Origin of the sequence: Lactococcus sp. LG1074 (assembly GCF_017309525.1) — a bacterium.
In the GTDB taxonomy this organism is placed as follows: Bacteria; Bacillota; Bacilli; order Lactobacillales; family Streptococcaceae; genus Lactococcus; species Lactococcus petauri.
In genome coordinates, this window is sequence record NZ_CP071293.1 from 1,709,746 (window position 1) to 1,732,390 (window position 22,645).

28 protein-coding genes are annotated in these 22,645 nt (G+C 37.2%); 4 read left to right on the plus strand and 24 right to left on the minus strand.

Annotation, left to right across the window (positions count from 1 at the left end; genetic code table 11):
- Positions 1 to 18: 18 nt before the first annotated feature.
- The 6 genes from J0J36_RS08520 to J0J36_RS08545 all read right to left on the minus strand — a co-directional run bounded on the left by J0J36_RS08520 (position 19) and on the right by J0J36_RS08545 (position 6,598).
- Positions 19 to 1,416: a glycoside-pentoside-hexuronide (GPH):cation symporter gene (locus tag J0J36_RS08520; protein ID WP_019292216.1), complete on the minus strand. Its 1,398-nt coding sequence runs from the start codon at positions 1,414 to 1,416 to the stop codon at positions 19 to 21.
- A gap of 321 nt (positions 1,417 to 1,737) precedes the next feature.
- Positions 1,738 to 2,475 (minus strand): MurR/RpiR family transcriptional regulator, encoded by a 738-nt coding sequence (locus J0J36_RS08525; protein WP_153925369.1) that lies wholly within the window; start codon positions 2,473 to 2,475, stop codon positions 1,738 to 1,740.
- A gap of 10 nt (positions 2,476 to 2,485) precedes the next feature.
- Positions 2,486 to 3,358: an adenylyltransferase/cytidyltransferase family protein gene (locus J0J36_RS08530; protein WP_019292218.1), complete on the minus strand. Its 873-nt coding sequence runs from the start codon at positions 3,356 to 3,358 to the stop codon at positions 2,486 to 2,488.
- A gap of 22 nt (positions 3,359 to 3,380) precedes the next feature.
- The gene (locus tag J0J36_RS08535) at positions 3,381 to 4,670 is read right to left on the minus strand and encodes a U32 family peptidase (RefSeq protein ID WP_003133356.1); all 1,290 of its coding nucleotides are present in this window, start codon (positions 4,668 to 4,670) and stop codon (positions 3,381 to 3,383) included.
- 69 nt (positions 4,671 to 4,739) lie between these two features.
- Positions 4,740 to 5,678 (minus strand): zinc-binding dehydrogenase, encoded by a 939-nt coding sequence (locus J0J36_RS08540; protein ID WP_019292219.1) that lies wholly within the window; start codon positions 5,676 to 5,678, stop codon positions 4,740 to 4,742.
- On the minus strand, positions 5,675 to 6,598 hold the full coding sequence (locus J0J36_RS08545; RefSeq protein ID WP_019292220.1) for a peptidase U32 family protein: 924 nt from the start codon (positions 6,596 to 6,598) through the stop codon (positions 5,675 to 5,677). The genes J0J36_RS08540 and J0J36_RS08545 overlap by 4 nt, the downstream gene beginning before the upstream one ends.
- Before the next feature lie 172 nt (positions 6,599 to 6,770).
- Here J0J36_RS08545 and J0J36_RS08550 point away from each other — a divergent pair, with 172 nt between their 5' ends.
- Positions 6,771 to 7,049 (plus strand): DUF3270 domain-containing protein, encoded by a 279-nt coding sequence (locus J0J36_RS08550; protein WP_019294186.1) that lies wholly within the window; start codon positions 6,771 to 6,773, stop codon positions 7,047 to 7,049.
- A 43-nt stretch (positions 7,050 to 7,092) separates the two neighbouring features.
- On the opposite strand, the gene J0J36_RS08555 is transcribed toward J0J36_RS08550, so the two are convergent.
- A complete protein-coding gene (locus J0J36_RS08555) occupies positions 7,093 to 7,914 on the minus strand; it encodes a putative RNA methyltransferase (RefSeq protein ID WP_019292222.1) in 822 nt (273 codons plus the stop codon).
- A 229-nt stretch (positions 7,915 to 8,143) separates the two neighbouring features.
- On the opposite strand from J0J36_RS08555, the gene J0J36_RS08560 reads away from it, so the two are divergent.
- A complete protein-coding gene (locus J0J36_RS08560; protein WP_019292223.1) occupies positions 8,144 to 8,770 on the plus strand; it encodes a copper homeostasis protein CutC in 627 nt (208 codons plus the stop codon).
- A 24-nt stretch (positions 8,771 to 8,794) separates the two neighbouring features.
- On the opposite strand, the gene J0J36_RS08565 is transcribed toward J0J36_RS08560, so the two are convergent.
- The 6 genes from J0J36_RS08565 to J0J36_RS10615 form a co-directional block, all read right to left on the minus strand.
- The gene (locus tag J0J36_RS08565) at positions 8,795 to 9,814 is read right to left on the minus strand and encodes an ABC transporter permease (protein ID WP_019292224.1); all 1,020 of its coding nucleotides are present in this window, start codon (positions 9,812 to 9,814) and stop codon (positions 8,795 to 8,797) included.
- Entirely contained in the window at positions 9,807 to 10,547 is a 741-nt protein-coding gene (locus J0J36_RS08570) for an ABC transporter ATP-binding protein (RefSeq protein WP_029343375.1), read from the minus strand. Before J0J36_RS08570 ends, J0J36_RS08565 begins: the two co-directional genes overlap by 8 nt.
- Before the next feature lie 143 nt (positions 10,548 to 10,690).
- Complete coding sequence (locus J0J36_RS08575; protein WP_153925376.1) at positions 10,691 to 11,536, minus strand: Rgg/GadR/MutR family transcriptional regulator; 846 nt, start codon at positions 11,534 to 11,536, stop codon at positions 10,691 to 10,693.
- Positions 11,537 to 11,589: 53 nt separating this feature from the next.
- Positions 11,590 to 12,231 carry an HAD family hydrolase gene (locus J0J36_RS08580; RefSeq protein ID WP_019292227.1) on the minus strand — a complete coding sequence of 214 codons (642 nt, stop codon included), beginning with the start codon at positions 12,229 to 12,231 and terminating at the stop codon, positions 11,590 to 11,592.
- A 110-nt stretch (positions 12,232 to 12,341) separates the two neighbouring features.
- Entirely contained in the window at positions 12,342 to 13,292 is a 951-nt protein-coding gene (locus tag J0J36_RS10610; protein ID WP_242520614.1) for a MucBP domain-containing protein, read from the minus strand.
- A 146-nt stretch (positions 13,293 to 13,438) separates the two neighbouring features.
- A complete protein-coding gene (locus J0J36_RS10615; protein WP_242520615.1) occupies positions 13,439 to 13,876 on the minus strand; it encodes a hypothetical protein in 438 nt (145 codons plus the stop codon).
- Between the two features lie 199 nt (positions 13,877 to 14,075).
- Here J0J36_RS10615 and J0J36_RS08590 point away from each other — a divergent pair, with 199 nt between their 5' ends.
- Complete coding sequence (locus J0J36_RS08590; RefSeq protein WP_019292229.1) at positions 14,076 to 14,471, plus strand: HIT family protein; 396 nt, start codon at positions 14,076 to 14,078, stop codon at positions 14,469 to 14,471.
- Complete coding sequence (locus tag J0J36_RS08595; protein ID WP_019292230.1) at positions 14,468 to 14,695, plus strand: hypothetical protein; 228 nt, start codon at positions 14,468 to 14,470, stop codon at positions 14,693 to 14,695. The genes J0J36_RS08590 and J0J36_RS08595 overlap by 4 nt, the downstream gene beginning before the upstream one ends.
- A gap of 4 nt (positions 14,696 to 14,699) precedes the next feature.
- Here the strand turns inward: J0J36_RS08595 and J0J36_RS08600 are convergent, their stop codons facing one another.
- The 11 genes from J0J36_RS08600 to frr form a co-directional block, all read right to left on the minus strand.
- Positions 14,700 to 15,056: a hypothetical protein gene (locus J0J36_RS08600; protein ID WP_019292231.1), complete on the minus strand. Its 357-nt coding sequence runs from the start codon at positions 15,054 to 15,056 to the stop codon at positions 14,700 to 14,702.
- Between the two features lie 113 nt (positions 15,057 to 15,169).
- Complete coding sequence (gene rplA, locus J0J36_RS08605; RefSeq protein WP_003133341.1) at positions 15,170 to 15,859, minus strand: 50S ribosomal protein L1; 690 nt, start codon at positions 15,857 to 15,859, stop codon at positions 15,170 to 15,172.
- An 89-nt stretch (positions 15,860 to 15,948) separates the two neighbouring features.
- The gene (gene rplK, locus J0J36_RS08610) at positions 15,949 to 16,374 is read right to left on the minus strand and encodes a 50S ribosomal protein L11 (RefSeq protein WP_003133340.1); all 426 of its coding nucleotides are present in this window, start codon (positions 16,372 to 16,374) and stop codon (positions 15,949 to 15,951) included.
- 126 nt (positions 16,375 to 16,500) lie between these two features.
- Complete coding sequence (locus J0J36_RS08615) at positions 16,501 to 17,130, minus strand: ABC transporter ATP-binding protein (protein ID WP_019292232.1); 630 nt, start codon at positions 17,128 to 17,130, stop codon at positions 16,501 to 16,503.
- A gap of 6 nt (positions 17,131 to 17,136) precedes the next feature.
- Positions 17,137 to 19,155: a DUF1430 domain-containing protein gene (locus tag J0J36_RS08620; RefSeq protein WP_242520616.1), complete on the minus strand. Its 2,019-nt coding sequence runs from the start codon at positions 19,153 to 19,155 to the stop codon at positions 17,137 to 17,139.
- Between the two features lie 60 nt (positions 19,156 to 19,215).
- Positions 19,216 to 19,614, minus strand: coding sequence for a hypothetical protein (locus J0J36_RS08625; protein ID WP_153925378.1), 399 nt, complete (start codon positions 19,612 to 19,614; stop codon positions 19,216 to 19,218).
- A 233-nt stretch (positions 19,615 to 19,847) separates the two neighbouring features.
- Positions 19,848 to 20,219, minus strand: a complete 372-nt coding sequence (locus J0J36_RS08630) for a VOC family protein (RefSeq protein ID WP_019292235.1) — start codon at positions 20,217 to 20,219, stop codon at positions 19,848 to 19,850.
- A 17-nt stretch (positions 20,220 to 20,236) separates the two neighbouring features.
- Positions 20,237 to 20,452 (minus strand): YozE family protein, encoded by a 216-nt coding sequence (locus tag J0J36_RS08635; protein ID WP_003133330.1) that lies wholly within the window; start codon positions 20,450 to 20,452, stop codon positions 20,237 to 20,239.
- Positions 20,449 to 20,964 (minus strand): peptide-methionine (S)-S-oxide reductase MsrA, encoded by a 516-nt coding sequence (msrA, locus tag J0J36_RS08640; RefSeq protein ID WP_019292236.1) that lies wholly within the window; start codon positions 20,962 to 20,964, stop codon positions 20,449 to 20,451. The genes J0J36_RS08635 and msrA overlap by 4 nt, the downstream gene beginning before the upstream one ends.
- Before the next feature lie 138 nt (positions 20,965 to 21,102).
- The gene (locus J0J36_RS08645; RefSeq protein ID WP_019292237.1) at positions 21,103 to 21,963 is read right to left on the minus strand and encodes a S1 RNA-binding domain-containing protein; all 861 of its coding nucleotides are present in this window, start codon (positions 21,961 to 21,963) and stop codon (positions 21,103 to 21,105) included.
- Between the two features lie 110 nt (positions 21,964 to 22,073).
- A complete protein-coding gene (gene frr, locus J0J36_RS08650) occupies positions 22,074 to 22,631 on the minus strand; it encodes a ribosome recycling factor (protein ID WP_017368646.1) in 558 nt (185 codons plus the stop codon).
- Positions 22,632 to 22,645: the final 14 nt, after the last annotated feature.

The following is a 22,645-nucleotide window of genomic DNA, read 5'->3' on the forward strand; positions in this document are numbered from 1 at the left end:
CACCGCTAGTCCTTATCTTTATTTTAATTTATTTTCGAGTTCCGCAACAATTTCTTTATGACGTTTCTCTGTTAATTTTACCTTAAGAAGATAAATCGTGAGTGAGATAATCATCAGAACGGCTGGAAGAGCGAAGGCATAAAGCTTAAAGGTCGTTACCCCGTAAACTTTATGTGGATCAAAAGTTGAACCGGTCATACCAGCTGCAATCGCCACAAACCCAAAGATCCCATTAGAGAAAGCACCAGCAATTTTATCCAGTAACGGACGCATTGCCAAAGTGACTGCTTCATTACGCACACCATTTTTCCATTGACCATATTCTACAGAGTCTGTGATTGTCATCAAAACTGATAAGAACACAAGCTGATAAGGTGTAGTCAGAAAGATAAGACCGAGAATTGTCATTGGCACTGAACTTCCAAAGATAAAGAAAGCATAACCGACAAGCATCGAGAGAATTGCACCTGTCAAAACTTTACGACGGCCAAATTTCTTCGCTAAGACAGGGAACAGTGGTACTAAGACGATAGAGCCGATAAAGCCGACAATCCCTGTAATTGAATACAGTGCAGCTTGTCCTAAAACGAAGGTAAACATCAAGATCAAAGTTGCTGTTGTTGCGACATAGGCTAAAGCAAACAAGATATAAGACAATGACAACCACATCAGCTGATCATTTTTCAATAAAGCTTTAAACACATCAATGGTTGTTGTTTTTTGTGATTGTTGACGGATAACAGAATCCTTTTCTTGGGTACCCCAAGCTGTAATTAAGGCTGTTCCACCTGAAACAATCGCAGCAATGACACCAAATGCAAACCAACCTGATGCACCTTGGGCATGGTGCCCCGTCATGAGTTGAGTGAATCCATAGGTAATCGGGATAACGAGAATAGTTGTTCCTTGAGCACCAATAGCTGAACCAAAACGGGCAAATGTTCCGAGTGACTCACGTTCTTCATTCTTTTCAGAGAGCGCAGGAATCATTGACCAAAAGGCAATGTCCTTGAAGGAATAAAAAGCATCCAGAATGACAAAAGAAATGATAAAGACAATAATAAATAAGGTTGTATTGGAACTTTTGGCTAATCCAAAGAAGTCTGAAAACATCAATACAATCATTACAGATGATATTAAACCGCCAGCAACCAACCAAGGTTTAAATTTTCCCCAACGCGTGCGTGTGTTGTCAATAATACTCCCAATAATGGGATCAAAAACAATTTCTACCAATCGAATAATGACGACAAGTGATGTCACAAGGGCAATCATTGCATCTTCATGTTCACTACCTGCAAACATTTGACTCGTAACAAAAGCAATAAAGAACACGCTAATTGCTGCATAATAGGTATCGTGACCCAAAGCACCTAAAGCATACGAAATTCTTTGTTTCATTTTTCCTCCCTCCATCGGGAACCTCCTTTTTCGATTTCCTTACACCGAAATCGCTTACATTAATATGATAGCATTTTCTTATTCGGAAAAGTTTCCCATTGGGTAAAGAAGGCAGGAAATACTTCCTAAAATACCGCTTACAAAAGCTAAGAATGTAAGTTGTGGTTCACAACTCGCTTCGCTCCCTGCGTATTATCGTTCTAATTTGCTAAAGCAAAAAGAACTTTATGTTGTTCACAACTCGCTTCGCTCCCTGCGTATTATCGTTCTAATTTGCTAAAGCAAAAAGAACGATAATAAAAGCAAAGCTCCTTGGCTTTGCTTATTATTTGTTTTTCATTGTTTTTTATAAATAGAGTAAGCATCAAAGAGGACACGTACTAAAATATACAAGGGCAGTCGACTATGGACATCAAGATCAAAATAATTAACTTCTAAAGAGCTTTTATAGCCAATTAGGGAGACATCTGCAAGACATACTAATGGACTTTGCTCCGTTACAGTCAAGGTCAAAATTTTTGCACCATGGGTTTTTGCCACTTCGGTTGCTTCAATCAGTTCTAAAGTTTCGCCACTCAAGGACAAATTGATGATTAAGCTGTTCTCTTTGACAAAACTTGCATAATAAGTCATATATTTATAGTCATCATGAAGTGTCACTGGCTTATGGAAAAGTTGAAGCTTCTTCATCATCTCTACAGCAGCATGAGTGGAAAGACCACGCGCAAAGAGAATGATCTCACCAGCTTGGTCAATAGCACGCACGGCTTGTTCAATAGCAGGAGCCGAAATATTATGAATGGTCCGCAGGAGTTCTTCTTCGTTTTTACCAATTGCGGCCAAAACTTCATTTGAAAAACCATTAATATTGGGAAGTGGCTTTTCTTTTATCGAATAGCGAAATTCGGCATAGCCCGAAAAACCTTTTTTCCTCACTGTGCGATTAATCGTTGATAAAGAGCAATGAGCTAATTCTGCCAAATCTGTAATAGAAAGTTGGGGAATTTCATCATAATGCTCTTGAATTACTTGCCATGTATAGGCTTCGGCACTTGATAACTTTTGGTTAACCATGTTTCCTCTCCTAATATTTTAAACGGTCAATTTGAATCCCTGTATACTGACTAATTGCATCAATAGCATGATAATAGCGCCCGAGATAAGCGCGTGTGTCACGCGTCGTTTCTTCATCATCTAAACGTACAACTTTTTCAGCAAGTGCTTGCTCTGCTATCTCCCTTAAAAGTGCTTCGTCATTATCAGATGGAATTAAAAGCACCAGATCCATATCCGGAGATAGAGTATTATCAATAAAGATTATACCTTGATTTCCGGCTGAAGTGATAGCCTGTTCAATATCCTTTGCAAAGGGGGCATTGTTAAAAGTACGTGCTAAACGTCTAGCCAAGGTTGACTTACCACTTTGTCGGCCACCAATTATACCAACAATTTTAGTGAAATGTCTACGAAAAGCGGGATTTATCTCGTTCCAGTACAACAATGGATTTTCACGTATGTCTGTTGCGGATATCTTAATATCTTGCCTATCAGCCATTTCTACCTTATAGGTACGCAAATCTTGCGGAAAACGTGCACTGAGCTCAGTTACATATTCCGGCTCTCCCACATAAAAAGTAATTTCCTGGCTCTGGTAATTTTTTAATAAGTCAAACAAACGTTTAAACCAAGCATCCCATCCTTGTGGCATCGGAGGTAAATCCGTTTCATCTAACATTGCAACCTCAATGTCCTCTTCATCAGCAAAAGCTTCCTGTAAATAGTGATAACGTAGGGCTAGAGGCAAGCCAATCTTATCACCTCGATCATGAGTATAGCCTGATACGACTAAGAGAACCTGATCATTAAGTGCAGCACACTTGTAAATCTGTTGCTGGTGCCCCTTATGAAAAGGAGCAAAAGTACCAAAATAAACGCCTAATCTTGTCTTTTCTGTCATTACGCTCCTCTATTTAATCTTTTTAAGCACGCACTGTTTTAGCCGCACCTGATTTTTCGTAAAGATTGATTAAGCCTGCACCTGATTTACGGATCATATCTCCAGGTTGTACAGGCGTTTCCACATCAATATGTAAAAGGGTCATTGGATTTGGTGCACGGTCGATAGATTCTCCTGTTTCTGCCAAACGTAAGTTTTTAATTGTTGTTTCAGAATGACGGAAGCCAGGCCCATAAAATTCAATCGTATCACCTTCTGTAATGACGTTCCGTTGACGAATCGTCGCAACCTTACTGTCTTCATCGTAAGCAACAACTTCGCCAATAAACTTATATTCTGGAATTTTACGACGTGCACCAAAAAGTTGTTTATTTTCATCAGGAATACCATAATAAAAGCCTGTATCCAATTCACGTTGCGCCACTTTCCAAAGTTCATCAACCAAATCTGGCTTAATAGCCTCAAACTTTTCCGGACTTTCTAGATAAGCATCAATGGCCGCTTTGTAAACATTTGAAACTGTTGAAACGTAGTGAATAGATTTCATACGTCCTTCAATTTTCAAGGAATTTACACCATTTTTGATCATATCAGGAATATGTTCAATCATGCTCATATCAACTGCAGACATTGAAAATTCTTCGGGAATTTCACCTTTGATTGATTTGCGCTCACTACCAAAAGGCATATCATAGAGGTCATATTTCCAACGGCATGATTGTGAACAGCCACCTCGATTGGCATCACGCATGCTCATATAGTTTGAAAGTACACAGCGTCCACTATAAGAAATACACATAGCACCATGGACAAAAGCTTCAATTTCCACAGATGTATGTTTTCGGATTTCTGCTAATTCTTCCATAGAAACTTCACGGGCTAAGACGACACGTTCCAGTCCTAAACCTTGCCAGAATTCTAAAGTTTCGTAATTCGTTGCTGAAGACTGCGTAGAGAGATGAATTGGTAAACCTGGTGCTTCGGCTGCACAAATTGCTATCAATGCAGGATCCGAAACGATCACTGCAGAAATTCCTAAATCACGCAGTGTACGGAACCATTCACCTGCACCTTCCTCATTCCCTTCGTGTGTGACCATATTGGCCGCAACATATACCTTAGCATTGTGGGCTGAAGCATACTCTACGCCTTCACGCATCTCATCAAAGGTAAAGTTACCTGCGCGTGATCGCAAACCGTAGGCTTGTCCACCGATATATACAGCATCTGCGCCATAATCAATCGCTACTTTAAGTTTTTCCAGTGTGCCTGCAGGTGAAAGTACCTCAGGTCTTGTATAATTTTCTTGCATTTTTTCTCCTATTTTCAAGATAAGATTTTTGATAAGGTCTGCCGACCAAAACTTCTTTAATAAAATAAACTATGGTTTTAATAAAACTTTGCCAATATTTTTTCCAGACTCTAAATACTGATGAGCTTCCTTACCTTCAGATAAGGGAAATACAATTGCTTCCGCTGTTTCAACTTTTCCTCTTTCAAAGTAATCAAAGAGACGCTGACTTCGGCGTTCCCTTTCAGAAAAGCTGGTCAAAAAATCCCATAAGTCACCCGTTAGGATATTTTTGGATTTAGACATCATCTTCACGAGATCAATTTGTGGCGGATTGCCTCCCGCCATACCAAAGAAAATCAGACTTCCTCTGTTCCTCAAAAGCTCTAAATTTTTATTCACAGTGCTGCCCACGCCATCATAAACCGTATCAAATTTAATAGACAACGCTTGTCGCCACTCATCCGTTCGGCTTGGATAGACTTGACACACTCCACGAGAAAGGGCCAAAGCTTGTTTTTCTGCATTCGATGCCGTACCATATACTTCCATACCATCTGCCACAAGAATTTGAGACAAGATCTGCCCGACACCACCGCTAATTCCTGTAACAAATACTTTGTCCCCTATTTGATTTTTCCCTAAATCATGCGCTAAGAAATCTGCAGTCAAACCTTGAAGACCAATACTGGCGGCTAACTTTAAATCAATATTATCAGGCAAATAAATCAGCTTTTCTTTAGGCACAGCAACATATTCAGCATTAGCAAAGGGAACATCGACAAAAAGAACTTTTCTTCCTTTCTGCTTCCCTTCGACAATTTCACCAGAACCTTCGTATCCATTAATATAAGGATGGTGTTCCTCGATATGATAGCCTCCTCGGCGGCGATAAATATCTGCAAAATTGAGGCCAATATATGCCGTTTTGACTAAAACTTCATCTTCTAGCACTTGTGGCAAGGGAACTTTGCCATATTTAAGGACATCACTATCCCCAAATTCTTCAAAATACAAAGCTTTCATCATTTAATTTTACCTGGGTCTAAGTCATAGAAACCATGTGATAAAGTACGCCCTGCTGGATGAAGTTTACGCACTTCTTCTTCAAGCTGAAAGGCCTTATCTGCAGTGAAATTTCCTGCTACAATGGCATTTTTCGCTTCTACAAACAACTTCGTAATGGCAACAAAATCCGCACCGCGTGTAAAGATACCGTCCAGTTTCCAATGGTCAAAGCCCATTTTTACCAGTTCCGAGAGCTCGCTCATCATATTAAGATCATCGTTAGCAAAAATGTGTGTACCATGATTGTCTTCAAAGATACTATAGTGGGTATCTTCCTTTTTGGGTTCCGAAACAAAAAGATTACGTTCACGATCTTTTCCTGTCTCTTCTGTCTTAATAAAATTGTAGTAATTTTGCACTAAAGGACGTTTACTTTGATGAATAACAGTTGCTCCATAAACCAATACCTCGCCGGGTACATCTAAGTTTCCCGTCATGGCTTCAAGTTCCGGTTTGGGAAGCTCCCGTGCTAACACAGCTTCGACAGCACCTTGGCCCGCCCAGAAGTTGATTTGGCGGCTTGAAGTCACCATGGTAGAAGCATCATAAGTAAAAGGCAAGTCATATTTGTCTCTTTGAAGCACGAAGATAACTCCTGCATCTCCTACGGCTATGCGATCTACTTGAATATCTTGCAAGAAGTCTAAGTAGGGTTTTATTTTAGCCATCATATCAACGTGCATCAATGCATTTACAGCAACAGTCACTGTTTTTCCTGCTTCATGTGCAAGAGCTGTAATCTCACGAATTTCATCGTAACTAAGCGCTGTGGGTAAGCGTAACCCAAACTCGGCTTCACCAATATAAAGGTTGTCAGTTCCAGCAGCAAGTAGAGCCTTGGCTTGCTCCACACTTTCTGCGGTAGTAGTAATTTTAATCATAGACTAAATTATATCACTATTTATCGCTCTTGACACGTCAGATTTTCATTTTATTTTATTTTCCGATTAACAAAAAAGTAATATAAGACATGAAATTGTATTGCAAACATTTACATAATTTGTTATGATGTGGTATAGAGCTTAATTATCAGGAAAACTTAGGAAAAAAACTATGGAATTAAAAAATTTAAACGATTTCTATGAGAAGCAAGAATACTATTCATATGATGAGCTACATGAACAAGAAAGCCATCTTACCAAACGTGTGCACGAGCTGACTTTCTTTCTTAATGTCGCAAGCTTTTCAGTCATCATGGCAATGATGGTCTATATTTTTATTACAATGACAAGCAGTTTAGTTGCTGTTCCAGCTGCTCTTGTTGTTGGTTTTATCGTTTTCCTTGTTTGTAAAAAAGGAATCAAAAAGATTGTACACCTCCTCATGAAATAATAAATTTTATGTTCTAACAGAAAAAACCTCAAGAAGAGGTTTTTTATTTTTGCCCGATTAAAACTTGCACATGAATAGTTGCCTGGGTGGGGGGATTTTTTCTTGCTGCTTCTTTTATCTTAGAGGATACCGCCCATTCTAAAGGACTCATTTCCAGAAAATCTAAACGAAGGGCCTCAGGAATCTCAAAACTATAATGAAGTTCTTTTTCCACGGCATTAGGATATTCCTGCTCAAAGCGTTGAATAACCTCTGTATTGTCATAGTTAACTGGAAAGCCATATACTTTACGCAACTCTTGAAGATAATATCGATCTGGTACAATCTTGATGATATTCCCCCCTGACTGTAACACTCGATTAAACTCTTTATAGTTTGAAGGTGTAAAAATATTTAAGACACTCGAAATAGAAGCATCAGCAAAAGGTAGTCTTGTCAAATCTGCCAAACTTAGAAAAGCTGAAAAAGGCAAATCAGTCGCCATTTCAATACCATCTTTTGCAATATCAAAGCCAAATTTGTTCCCTTGGTAAGACAACAACTCCAAAAACTTGCCTTCACCTGTACCCACATCCAACAAATTGCCAGATAAAAGGGCTTTTTCAATTTCCTTAAGTACAGGTGTGTACATGCCAGCAGCGATTAAGCGACGTCTGGGTTCAAACATCTTCTTTGTATAATGTTCCGTATCTGCTTTTGTTTGTAAAAAGTTAACATACCCTTTTTTATTTAAATTGAAGGTATGCTTATTCTCACAACGCAGTGCATAAGGCTCCAAAGCAAAGGAAGTGTGGCATAAAGGACAGCTGAGACTTTCGAGATTTTTTTCTAAATAAACATAGGCTTTTTCAATTTTTTTTAACATAAACCTATTATAGCATTTCATCAGATGCTTTAACTTTTCTGGATCCAAGTAATCCTATAAAGCGTAGGAATCACAAATATCCAAGAAAATATTTTTTCTATTTATGCAGTATTTTATATCAAATCGCATGCCTCGTTTGCTATACACTAGCTTTTTATTCATTAAAAACAGCAAAGCTACTTTTTTTGTTATAATAAAGAAAAAGTCAGAAAAGGAAATAAAGAAGCCAATGATTATTCGTGAACTTTGTGTTGAAAATTTTACTGAAATTCCTCAAGCAATTGCTGCAGGAGTCGAGCGTATTGAACTTTGTGATAACCTTGCTGTGGGTGGAACAACACCAAGCTATGGTGTCATTCAGCAAGCCGCTGAATTTATCGGAGACCAAAAGACAACTTTAGCTGTTATCATCCGCCCACGTGGAGGCAATTTTGTCTATAATTCTTATGAATTAAAAATCATGGAAAATGATATTCTCAAAGCTATCGAAGCTGGTGCACAAAATCTCGTTTTAGGCGCTCTAACAGAAGACAATCAAATTGACGTTGAAGCCCTTGAAACACTTATGGTGGCTTCTCAAGGTCTTCCTGTGACCTTCCACATGGCCTTTGATGAGATTGAGGACCAGCATGCTGCCATCGATACATTGGTCGAAGCTGGCGTCGAAAAAATTCTTATGCATGGAGACAGTCTCGACAAGCCACTCAATACCGAAAAAATTGCAGATCTTGTTAAATATGCGAAAGGAAGAATTGCTATTATTATTGGTGGTGGTGTAACTGTTGATAACTATGAAGAATACGCAAACTTAACAGGTACAAACTTTGTCCATGGAACAAAAATTATTGCAAAATAAAAAAAAACAGCTTAAGCTGTTTTTTTATTTGCCCTTCAAACGCATTTTTATATAAAATTTCACTAACAAGAAATTCACCAGTAAAAGTACAATCAGATAAAGGCGTGGTTGCAGAAAGACTAAACCGAAAATGACTTCTACGACTGTCGCGAAAAGCATTATACGTGAGAGGACATTTTTAATTGCTGCAAATTTTGATGATTGACGGAGTGGATAAATTCGCGTCAACACTTGGTAATCAAAAGAATCTTGGAGGGCAAAAAGTTGAAAAAGCAACAAATAATTAAAGACCGATGCCAAAATAACCGCAAGAATCGGGTTACCAATAAAAATTAAAGAAAGTACACTAAGAGCAATCAGACGCAACGTCAGCGAGAGATAGTCTCCGGAGCGCAAAAAAGCACGACTAAAGAGATACTCATAGGTTCGCAGCGTTTTCGGTAAGAGAAAATCTAAATATTTGCGACGACGGCTTTGTGTTTTCAGTCCTTTAACATTGGTAAAAAGGGCAAAAAAGCGTAATGTATTCGTTTTGCGGTTTTCTTCGTAAGCGATAAGTCTCTCCCAAGAAATAATTCCATTGGGCATGAGTTGACGTAAGCGAAGGCCTAAACCAGCTGCTTTTAACAAAACTAAAAGAATAAACCATAGCAAAAGATAGAAGAAAGACCATTTTAAAAGAGGCGCCACAATTCCGACTAAAACAAGACTAATAAGCGCAGGGAAAAGAAGCGAACGCAAGCAAGACAGAAGTAAATGTTTGCGCACTGCTTTCTCTTGCGGTAAGAGAAACACCTTATCCGCAGGTTCCACGAAGCTGGCCAATCTTCCAAAAATCTGGCTTAGAATGGTGATTAAAAGAACTAAACCAACTTTTCCAGCAGTATTTAAACTGTGAGCTTGTAAAAATTGAGCATACTGTACGGCTAAAGCGCCCAATAAAATCATCAAAAAGAGAACAAAATGATCATTAAACACATAACGCAAATATTTGAGATTTTGCCGATAGTATACTTTGCGGCGTTCTTCAAATAAGCTATTCATGAGCATTTACACCTTTCGTCAATTCTAAATAAATTTCATCAAGGCTGGCATCTTCCTTGCCAAATTTGGCACGCAAATCTTCCATCGTTCCCGCAATCAATACCTTACCTTCATGAAGGATGACAAATTTGTCACAGAATTTCTCTGCTGTTGAGAGAATATGTGTACTCATCAAAATCGAAGCACCAGCATTACGCATGGAAAGCATAAGTGTGATTAAATCTTGAATCGCTAAAGGATCTAATCCTAGAAAGGGTTCATCAATAATGTAAAGACTTGGATCCGTCAAAAAGGCGCAAATAATCATTACTTTTTGCTTCATTCCTTTAGAAAAATTGACCGGGAACCAGTCTAACTTATCTTCCAAACGGAAGGTTTTTAGGAGTTCTTCTGCCCGAGGCATTGCTTCTTCTCCAGGAACTCCATAAGCTAAAGCTGTAAGCTCAATGTGCTCACGCAAAGTTAGTTCCTCATAAAGACTTGGTGTTTCTGGAATAAAGCCAATCTTTTTACGATAACCTTCAAGATCTTCTTGGAGCGTAATTCCATCCAATTCGATCTGACCTGAGTAAGGCGTGAGCAGTCCCATAATTTCCTGAATAGTTGTTGATTTACCCGCACCATTAAGACCAATAAGTCCAACCAGTTCTCCATCCGCTATCTCAAAGCTTACATCTTCAAGAACCGGATTACCAAAGTAGCCTCCAGTCACGTTATTTATTTTTAGAGCCACATTAATATCTCCATTTCTAATCAAATTTAGTATAAGTTAATTTTATCATATCCCAACTTCTTTTGCTTTCCTCTAATGTTATCTCTTTTTCTTAATTTTTCTACTAAAAAAATGAGGGACTATGTAGAAAAGTCCCTTATCATTCATGCACTTGATTTGTTGCTGATTTTCTCAAAATCTTTTTGGAAAACTTCCCGTAGTTCTAAAGCTCCGATTTCGGATAATATTTTTAAAGCACGTGCAGTCAGTTGTTTACCCGTAATTTGGTTTTCAAACGCGTATATCCAACATCCCTTTACAAAAAGGGAGGATATTCGAACATAGGTGTCAAAGACTATCGTTAATCCTTCAAACGCTTTGAGAAATCGTTCTGAATCATCTCTGTAGCCGTGACGTATCATTACAAGTGTCGCTCGGAGAACAACACGAATAAGCAGATTTCTAAATTCTGTTATTTCTTTCAAGTAATGTTCGTTTTGGGAAAGCATTTGCCCTACAAGATCTTGCAATAACCTGGGATCAATCTCCTCTAAGGTATTTACTAAAATATAAAGTTCATAACTATGCCAAATATGATAGCTTTTTAATCTCGTTTCAATATAAGAAACTTCCACTGGAGATAAATGGCTATAACAAGCTTTAGCAGAAAGTGCAATAACTTTATTTTCTTCTAAATCATATTCAATATTGTCTAAATAGACTTGCTCTAATAAAGAGAAATTCTTGTTAAAATAAGCTTGCTCTATTTTCTTAAACTGATTTAACCAATAATCTTCTTCATCATTATTGAGCATCAGCATATAAGATCTGAACGTTGTATGCATTTCCTGCAAGGCAAGGTCTAGTTTATCAAATGAAATCAGTGTTTTTCCATTTTCAAAGGAAGATATAGTTGACTTTGATAAACCAATGCGCTCAAAATCACGCAAAGAAAGTTTATGTTGGACACGTAATTTTTTAAAGATTTCCCCGTATTTTTTGTAAATCATAAAACTCATTCCCCTAAAGTTAAATAACTAAAAGTTTTATTCATACATCTCCCTTAAAGGTTCAGCAACTCGTCTACTTGTTTTATCAAAAAGTCGGGATGCTGGTCTGCTAATTCAGCAGCATCATGTGCACCCCAAGTTACAGCACATGTCTGTACTCCTGCGGCTTTCCCCATCTGTATATCGAAAATGGCATCACCAATCATTACGGTCTGATGCGTGCTCAAGCCGTATTGTTTTACTATGTAGAGTACACCATCTGGTGCAGGTTTATAATTTTCTACTTGATCTGAACCAATCACACCTTCAAAATAAGAAGCAATCTCAAGAAATTCTAAATTTCTTTTTAAAGCTGTAGAGTGTTTACTTGAGACCACATAAAGCTTTTTACCGGAATGGCGCAGGTTTTGAAGCACTTCTTTTATTTGAGGGAAAAGTGTAAGATTTTCTTGCTCATATGCCTTATAGTATTTTCGAAAGGCACTTAACAACTCTTCAAATTCTTCTTCCTTAAATGTATGCCCCACAGCCATTTTCTTAAAAGACTTTTCAATCGGAATACCTGTGTAATAGTTAATTGTCTCGTTTGAGGGAATACTTAAGTTAAACTGCTGAAAAGCAGCTTGTGTTGCCAATATACCCGTACTCCCCGAATTTGCTAATGTTCCATCGAAGTCAAAAATATACGCATCCATATTAAATTTCTCCTTATTTATAATTTATTAAAAATTATTATAACATAGATTTGATTTTTTTAATGTTTTTAATCTATTTATCTTTTTATGGTTGGAAATGGTAGGATGCCTTACTTATATTTGTTTATTTTTCGCACAAAGACTATTACTCCTCCTATTAAAAATAAGAGAATAACACCAATGATGGTCAAAAATTTTCCATTATCTTCTCCTGTCGCCGGAAGATTAGCTTGATACGTTTGATTTTTCGCGTACAAGTATTTTACTTCTTGTTTGGTAGAGGTAAATACACCTTTTGGATTTCCCTGCACGCCTTTTATACTATAACCTGGGAGCTCTTTTGGTGTCGAAACATATTCTTCACCAATGTTGCCTGTAAGAACTGTATCTTCTGCTATTTTTTTACCATCATCGCCTGTGTATTTTACAGTTACTGTTTCACCTTTTACTGGTAATTTAGTATAAACATAAGTGATGGTTTGCGCCTGATCTGTAAAGATTCCTGTGGGATTCCCTTGTACTTCTTTAAAGGTATAACCCTCGATTTCTTTTTGCTCGGAAGTGTAAGGTTGACCAATGTTTCCCTTGAGTGTAATATTATCTATGAGCTTATTTCCCAATTCGTCAACATATTTGATAAGTACATCACCAGCAAGATCACCTGTTCCTCCTCCACCTTGTCCATGATAAGTTGCAGTGGAAACTGCACTATCAATTAGAGTTGTCCCATCATAGGAAAAAGCTTGATTAGGGTATTTATTATTCACAGGATTAGATTTTAATTTTGTCTGATAATGTATGACGACTGAATTGGGTTCGGTGAGAGATGCTTCTGTGTCACCATGGAGATGTCCAAGATTTAAGGAGGTGGATTGACTCCCATCTGCATTAGGATTAAAAACCAAATCCGTTGACTCTGTTTTAATAACAGTATTTTTATAGTTTCTATAATGTATACTGGTCGAACCCGGTATATAGTCCTGCGTGTTGCTCATCGTATCAGCAAAATTCGCATCGGAAACTTCATAACCACCATTGTTTATGGTTATAGTCCAAGTCACTATATCATTTGCTTCATAGTGCAACGTTTTAGCAATTGCACTGTTCCCTGACCCTTCACCTGAGCTACTTTTTGAAAAATTAACGTGAATACTATTATTTAAATTATTTTTTGTCGGAAAGGCTAAATCATTCCCCGCATCATAATTTAAGTATTTTTATTAAAGCCAGACCAAAAGTTAAAAAATAATGTACGATTAGATAAATTGTTGATAACAGGTGCAAAAACAATATTAAGCATATTATTTTGGATAGTCACTGAACCTAACAATGTACCATCTTCTTTAGTCAGCAAAATTGGAGCAGTTCCTGTATACTTTAATTCCTGAGGTAATGGCATTGTGTACGTTTGCGCCGTATCAATGACTGTACCGTTTGGAATACTAAGCGTATAGGTAGCGTTGACCAAAGAAGCATCACTTATTTTATTTGAGTTTATTGGACCATTGTTATTACTTAGAACAACTTGATCTACAAATTGTATTGCACTTGGAGACGTTGTTTCAGCACTCACCAATGGGATAAGATTCAAAATGCTCCCCAACATGAGGATGAAAAGCAATAATTGGTTTGAAATTTTTTTCATGACTTTACCTCCTATTTTGTTTTTCTTACCATGATAATACCAATTTTAAACATTAAAAACTATTTATTTGTCTTAACGCTTTCTAAAAAATTTTCTTAACAAGTTACACTAAGCAAAAGCAGAAGAATTTGTTATAATTTACTTATAACAAAGTAGTGCTCAACTTTTGAGACTCTACAAATGGACAGGGAGATTTCTTATGGATAATTGTATTTTTTGTAAAATAATTACGGGTGAAATTCCAAGTACGAAAATCTACGAAGACGATAACTTGGTAGCCTTTCTTGATATCACACAGACCACAAAAGGGCATACTTTAGTTGTACCTAAAACACATACACGAAATTTATTGGCAATGGAACCCGAGCAAGCCTCTCAGCTTTTCTCTAGAATTCCAGAAATTGCTAATAAACTTGTGGATTCTCTAGATGCCAAAGGGATGAATATCCTACAAAACAACGAGGAAATAGCTGGACAAACTGTCTTTCACACTCATGTACACCTCATTCCACGTTATGCTGAAGATGATGGTTTCTCTGCTGCTTTCACAGCACATACTTATGATCTTAATGCAATTGCGGAGGAAATCTTATGAAAGAATTCATCAATGACGTCTCAGAAATCTTTTCACGGTTAAGTAAAGAAATAGATGAGGTCAAAGCGAACTTAGAAAATGTAAAAATTGAAGCAAAAAAGGCTGAGCTTACCGGACAAGAAATTCAAAGAAAAGTGAACGAATTTCAAACCCTTGCTCAACCTAAAGTTGATAAAATCAATGAAATTTTAGAAAAACTTTCAGAAAAAAGTAGTGAAGGATGATTCACTACTTTTTATTTGGATTAATATAAAATTGACTGCCCCAAAAGATTCCTAAAATTTGGGAGATAATAAATGATCCAGCGATAATTAAAATTTCAGTCACATCGCTATCATATTGGATATATGTGAAAAAATAACGAGAATTATAAAAGGTAAAAAGGAAAAATACCAAGAAAATATCAATAATGAGTAAATAGGGCCAAGCACAAGTTCCATCAAGTTTCACCAAGTAAAAAGTCGTAAAAAGTAACAACAATGAAATTATTTGTAAACTTATTAAGGGAAATTCAAATACTGTTCCGATATATATAGTTATCCAAACAGCTGCTATAAAGCCTATTAATAGAGTCATTCGTTTCATATTACTATTGTAACATGAAAAAGCATGTTTCTCTAATTCAAATTACAAAAATTACATATTAGTTTCTAAGATATGCAAAAAAAACTCCCTGAGGAGCTTTTTTAATTTTCAACTTAGAAGCTTGTTGTATCAACTTTAACACCAGCACCCATAGTTGTAGTAACTGAAAGGTTTGTGATGTAAGTACCTTTAGCTGTAGCTGGTTTAGCAGCAACAACTACGGCATTGATAGCTTTGAAGTTTTCGATAAGTTTTTCGTTGTCGAATGAAACTTTACCGATTGGTACGTGGATGTTACCCGCTTTATCAGCACGGTAGTTAACTTTACCAGCTTTTGATTCTTCAATAGCTTTAGTTACGTCCATTGTTACAGTACCAGTTTTAGGGTTTGGCATGAGGTTACGTGGGCCAAGGACACGTCCAAGACGACCTACAACAGCCATCATGTCAGGTGTTGCGATTACAACGTCGAAGTCCAACCAACCACCGTTGATTTTAGTTACGAGTTCATCAGCACCAACGAAGTCTGCACCAGCTGCTTCTGCTTCTTTAGCTTTTTCGCCACGAGCGAAAACAAGAACACGAGCAGTTTTACCAGTACCGTTTGGCAATACCATTGCACCACGGATTTGTTGGTCAGATTTTTTAGTATCGATGTTAAGATTGTATGCAACTTCTACAGATGCATCAAATTTTGCGATTGAAGCTTCTTTAGCGAGTGCTACTGCTTCTTCAACGCTGTAAAGTTTAGTTGCGTCTACTTTTTCGATAGCAGCGCGCATTGATTTGCTTTTTTTAGCCATTTCTATATTTCTCCTTGTGGTAATATCGGTTGTCTGTTATTATAACAGCCTTCCACTTGTGTGGAAAATGAGCGATGATTAATTAAAAATTAACCTTCTACTACAAATCCCATAGATTTCGCAGTACCTTCGATCATTGACATTGCTGCTTCAAGTGAACCAGCGTTAAGGTCAGCCATCTTAGTGTTTGCAATTTCTTCAACTTGTGCTTTTGTTACAGTTGCAACTTTAACTTTGTTAGGTTCACCTGAACCTTTTTCAACTTTAGCTGCTTTTTTCAAAAGAACTGCTGCTGGAGGAGTTTTTGTAATGAATGTAAATGATTTATCTTCATATACTGAGATTACAACTGGGATGAGCATACCAGCTTGGTCAGCTGTACGCGCGTTGAATTCTTTAGTGAATCCCATGATGTTGATACCTGCTTGACCCAAAGCTGGACCAACTGGTGGAGCTGGTGTTGCTTTACCGGCAGGAATTTGCAATTTAACGAGTTTTTCTACTTGTTTAGCCACGATAAATTTCTCCTTATAATATTGTTTTCGTGATGTGGTATGATGATAGACCATTCTATCTTCCACGCCTATATGCTAAAAACATACTTAAACAGTCTACCAAATATAGTTGTTTTTGTCAAGTCTCTATATTTCAACGAATTCATCACATGCTGCAACAACAGCTGGATCATGCGTGACAATGATGACTGTTTTTCCCTTTTCTACTTCTTGGCGTAACAATCCCAGTATCAAGGATCTATTTTGTTCATCTAAAGAGCCGGTCGGCTCATCAGCCAAGATAATCTTACTGCGTTTCAACAAAGCACGCGCCAGAGCTACACGCTGTTTTTCCCCACCAGACAAAGCGTATACTTTTTCGCTTAGCTTATGAGCAATACCTACTTGATTTAAAATCTCTCTCATCCTACGTCGCTTTTCTTTGCCTTTTATTTTCTCATACACTAGAGAGATATTGAGATTTCGCTCAATGCTCTCATCTTCAATCAAGGCAAAGTTTTGAAAAAGAAATGCTATCAGGTTGCGCCGCATAAGTAACGCTTCTTTGCTGTTTATCTTAGGTGCTTTTTTCCCTGATATATATAACCTCCCAGAATCTGCGCCTTCAATCAATCCGATAAGATTAAGAAGCGTGGACTTTCCGGCGCCACTTCTTCCGAGTATCGCTGTCATTTTCTGAGCTGGAATACTGAGGGAAAAATTTTCAAAAATCTGATGTTTCCCAAACTTTTTACTCACTTCTTGCAGTTCTATCATGCTGTATTATGCTCCTTTCAAGGTGTTGACTAACTCTTTCTTTTCGAGGCGAGTGAGGAGGTGGAAGACTAAAAATATCTCAATCAAAGCATAAAGTATATAAGCCTCAATGACTGTGAAATCATAGCCTAAAATCATCGATTGAGTAAAAAACACTATGTTTTGAATGATAATGATTATAAATAGAAAGCGATAGCTTCTTAGACGGAAAAATCCTTGTATCCGAAAAAGGACAAGCTTTTCTTTATTGACTCTGAAATAAATCATTGTTGTGGATAGTATCATGATGATAAAGAGAATGAATGCCAGAAGGTTCATCAATACCCATGACCAGCGCTCTCCAATATACATCTTCATATCATTCTCTGCAATTTTTGAGCTAGAAACAAATGAAGTAAAACTAGCTTCTACCTTATCCTTCCTTAAACTAGGGAGTAGATCTAAATAAGTTTTTTCCGCACTTTTCTTAATAGGAAATAAAGCACCAAGAGTGTTCCCATTATAAAACATATTGATGTAGGTGTTTACTCCCGCATTATTTACCGTATGGACCTCTACTATATCTGCTCGTATTTCCTCTTTTCTTCCATTAGAAAAAATTCCGCCTCGTTCCCCTTGAAAAGCTGGTATTTTTTGCTTATCTTTGATGATAATGAAACGACTATTCTTTCCTTTAAACCAAAGACCAGACATATCTAGAAGTTCCAAATATCCTTTTTTTATCTCATGCAACTTATCTTTATAGCGTTCGTTAATTAAAATCACCGCTTCACTTGTTTCAGTCGGGATTTTAATATCATTTCCATTAACATCTTCTATCTTATATTTTTGAAGATAAGCTGAATTAATTTCCATGCCTTGATATTTCTCCAAAAATTTCTGCGGTAAAAATTTCTTTGCAGCGTGTAAACCACCATTATTCTCCATGTATTTAAAAAGGGATTCGTGCTGTGTATGACTCTTCAAACTTTCTAAATAACCCGAACCGCCGCCATGAAAAGTACCATAACCTTTTATAGGCGAGGATTGCAACACTCCTATACTACTGTTGAACAAGAGCATCAATCCCATGCTTGTTGCTACACTTGCTGCAAAAATATATACCTTGACAAGATAGACAGCAACATAAAATCTTTTAAAAAATGGTTTATTATTGACTTGCTGAGCCAGAGAAAACCTCACAATAACTCCAATAATAAGCAATACACCAAACACACTCAAAATTGAAATTAAAAAAATCAATCCTATGTATTCTGTATCAATTGCTCTTATTATCAGTATATTTGCCAAAAAAAGTACCAAAAGCTGTGTTCCAACAAAAGATTTAAGATAGATTCGTTTGAGGATTATGAAGTTGCTCAAGCCATTAAGAGAAAATATAGCTATTTCTTTATTTCTTAAAATTATCCATATAAACATAAAAACAAAGTAAAAGAAAAGAACAACTTTAATAAGGAATACATAGATATCACTGACTCTAATAATTGGACTGCTCGGAATATACCATGACGGCTGATTCTCTAAACTGGCAGAGCTTGTTTGAACTTTTGAGATTTGATTAAACTTTTGGGATAAAGCTTCTAAAACTCTTTTTTTATCGTCAGATTTGAAAAATATACTGGCTCCTTGATATTGCTCATCTGTCAAATCTTCTATAGGGCTATTATTTATCTTTACCTTATAATCGAGGTCTCTAAACTTCTTTTCTTTTCTAGGATGATAGTGTGTTTCAAAATAAGTAATATTTGATAGAGGGGATCCATAATCAACATTACCTTTTCCATCATTTTTATGCCCTAGAAAACGCACACGGATAATAAAAGGAACATCAAATTCTTGCGAAACCTCTTTTATTGCCTTAATAAAATCTTTACGATTTATAAACTCTACCTTCACATCAAGGTCGTTAAGGTCATTATTGGGATTATTTATTTTGGGCTGATAAATCTGGGTATAATTTGGAAGTTGAACAGCTTCCCTCAACCGTGTGGCTTCTTTATCGGTATAACGCATATAAGCAATCATGCAAGTAATCAAAGAAAAAAGGAGTAATAAGGTAAATTTCAACAGCTTATTCATCACGATTTACCATTTATTTCCAACTGCCTGATAGCCCCAGCTATATCCTCCATAACGATAACCTGTAGAAGATATCCAAACTTTATAACCTGCCGGATACCAGCCACTACTTTGATTTCCTCCGCCTTGGACATAAGCAGTGCTTTGATGCTTTACAGCCCAATTATAATACTCTGATGTCAAGGTTTTCTTCCCCAAAGCGGCATCTGGAAAAGTTTTATAATATGCCACCTGTTTGCCGTGTTTCGTAAAATTATTTTGCAAAATACGAACAGCACGTTCCATCTTTTCAACACTATCGCCAAAAACACCATCGGCAGATATTTTCTCAGCAGTCGCAATCTGACTTGCCCCAAAAAGAGCTAGCCCTAAAGTTGATACGGCAATAATTTTTTTGATTTTCATAATAAAGCTTCCTTTCAAATACAACTATTTTTTTCTAGGACAACAGTACTTTTTAGCCTCCTTCCTTTATTTTATATTTATTAGTCTAACACGAGAATCCTCTGATAATTTTCCCTCTACATTTAGTTTTCATGAAAAAGTAGAAATACTTTAAGCTTGAAAAATGCGGCTGCTACATTTAGGCGAAAATCAAAAAAAGACTGAAATAATTCAGTCTTTTTATTCTTTTTTATTTACTCTGCAATCACTTCAACCTTATAGCCATCTGGATCAATAATAAAGTAATAGCGTGTGTCGGAGTTAGGAAGGACTTTAAGTTCGGTAACTTCAAACCCTGCTTGTTTTTGTTTTGTATGCAGTTCTTCCAAATTATCAACCGAAATAGCAATATGTCCATAGCCATTACCCAAATCATACGCTTCATGATTGTAATTATAAGTCAATTCTAATTCGTAGTTATCACCAGGTAAAGTCAAATAAACTAAAGTAAATTCATATTCTAAAAAGTCACGACGACGTTTTTCCTCAAAACCAAAAGCTTCTTGATAAAACTTGATTGAAGCGTCCAAGTCTTTGACGCGGTAACAGGTGTGTGCCATTTTCATTGTGTTTTCCTCCATTTTTAGGCTTCTAGGTACATTGCCCAGATATCGTCAAAAAGTCCCAAGTTAAAGTAAAAAGGGGCATAGGTTTCCAGGTATGTGGACACTTCGTCAAAGTCTTTCGATTGTTTGGGAAACTGTGTATCCGCAAAGGCAAGATTAGCCAAACGTGTAACGTCATCCACCTCAACTGGCGCCCGATGACGCATCAAATAAGTATAAAAAGGCTGTCTCATTTCCAGTTTTCCTCCAAAAACTTATGACGTAAACGGCTAGACAAAGCATAACGCTCAGGATTTGTTTTATAAAATCCTTGATGATAATCCTCTGCCGGCCAGAACTTTTGTGCGGGTTCTATTGTGGTAACAATAGGCTGATCAAAACGTCCAGAATTTTGAAGTGCTTCTTTTGACTTTTCAGCGACTTCTCTCTGTGAGTCAGCAGTATAGAAAATAACTGGACGATAGTTATCGCCACGATCCTCAAATTGCCCAAACATATCGGTTGGATCGGTCTGCTCCCAGTAAAGTTCCACTAAATCTTTGTAAGTGATTTTTTCATTATCAAAGATAATCTCCACTGCCTCAGTATGGCCTGTCTGATGATTGCAAACTTGCTCATAAGTTGGATTATCAACATGACCGCCTGTATAACCACTTGTCACAGCAAGAATCCCTGTTTGTTCCTCAAAGGGCTGTACCATACACCAAAAACAGCCACCGGCAAATATTGCTCTTTCTTTACTCATACTCTTTCCCCGTTCTTCTTAGTTGAAGATATTATAACAAAACTCACTCTATCATGCACTTATTTTTTTCTTTAAATTCCAAACGGCTTTTATTTATGGGAAAAAAAGCTGGATGAATCCAACTTTTTAGTGTTTTTATCAAATGAGCTCTGTACCTTCTGGACTTTGTTTAATTTTTTTATTCTTCATCAAACCGCCAAGCGCTTTTTTAAATTGTCCTTTAGATATACCAAATGTCGCTTTGATATCATCTGGCGCTGACTTATCATTAAAAGGCATTTTTCCACCCATACTCTCAAGATATGCGAGAATCATCTGTGCATCAGCATCCAACATTTCATAAGCACGTGGTCTCGCACTAAGGTTTAAACTACGGTCTTGATCACGGAAGCCAATGACACGTACCTGAAGCTCTTGCCCGATACGGAGTGTGCCAAAAGCTTCGTTAGGATGGATGAAACCAAGCATATTATTATCTGGAAGATAGACGAAAGAGCCCGTTTCTTTGTTACGGTAAACAATCCCGCGTAAGTCTTGGTTTTGCATATTGTCATAGGCCGGTCCTGACATTTCCCAGAAATCTTGGTGCCAAGCTAATTTACCCCAAAGACGATCTTTCGCATCAACGACGATTTTAACAAAGAGCTTATCCCCTTTTTTAGGCCATTGATCTTTATCTTCTGGTAGCGGAAGATCATCAAGCGAAACCACGATATCTTTCCCAGCTAAACCAATATCAACGAAAGCGCCCAAGTCACGACGAACATCGGTCACTGTGCCCCAGCCGAATTTTTCACGTGTTGCTGTTGGTTCTTGCGTTGTCATGCACATTTTGTCAGATTTATCCACATAGGCAAAACCTGTGACGATATCCCCTACCTGGTGTTCGCCTTCTGATTTTGCAAGACGTATGATATTATCATCTTTCTGCAAAAAGTAAAATTGATCATTCTCAGCTGTAATAATCGCTGAAAATGTTGTTGCTAATAAATTATTCATTCTGTTTCCTTAAAAACGGCTCCGCAGAGCCGTTTATTTCTGATTGTTTTTTTTTGCTCTCTCTCGATTATATAGAATAAAATCTTTTACAATCAAATGACGATACAAACTTAAACATCCAAAAGTTCTTTTTCTTTTTCAGCAGCCATTTTATCTGCTTCTTTAACAGCATTATCTGTTATAGTTTGAATGTCTTTTTCAAGTACTTTCAAATCATCTTCTGTGATTTCTTTTGCTTTTTCTTGTTTTTTCGCTGTATCGATAGCATCACGACGGATGTTACGGATTGCAACTTTTGCACCTTCGATGTATTTACCCATCTCTTTAACCAACTCTTTACGACGTTCTTCTGTCAACATTGGGATAACCAAGCGAATAACTGAACCATCATTTGCTGGTGTAATTCCAATATCACTGGCATTCAAGGCATGCTCGATATCTTTCAAGATTGTTTTATCAAATGGTGTAATCATCAAAACACGCGCTTCTGGAATTGTGATTGATGCCATTTGATTTAGTGGTGTTGGTGCGCCATAGTACTCCACAGAGATGCGGTCGAGCAAGCTCGCATTGGCACGACCTGCACGGATGTGACCAAGGTCACGTTGCAAGCTGTTCAATGAGCTATTCATACGTTCTTTTGCATTATCAATAATTTCGTTTGCCATGATTTTTCCTTTTT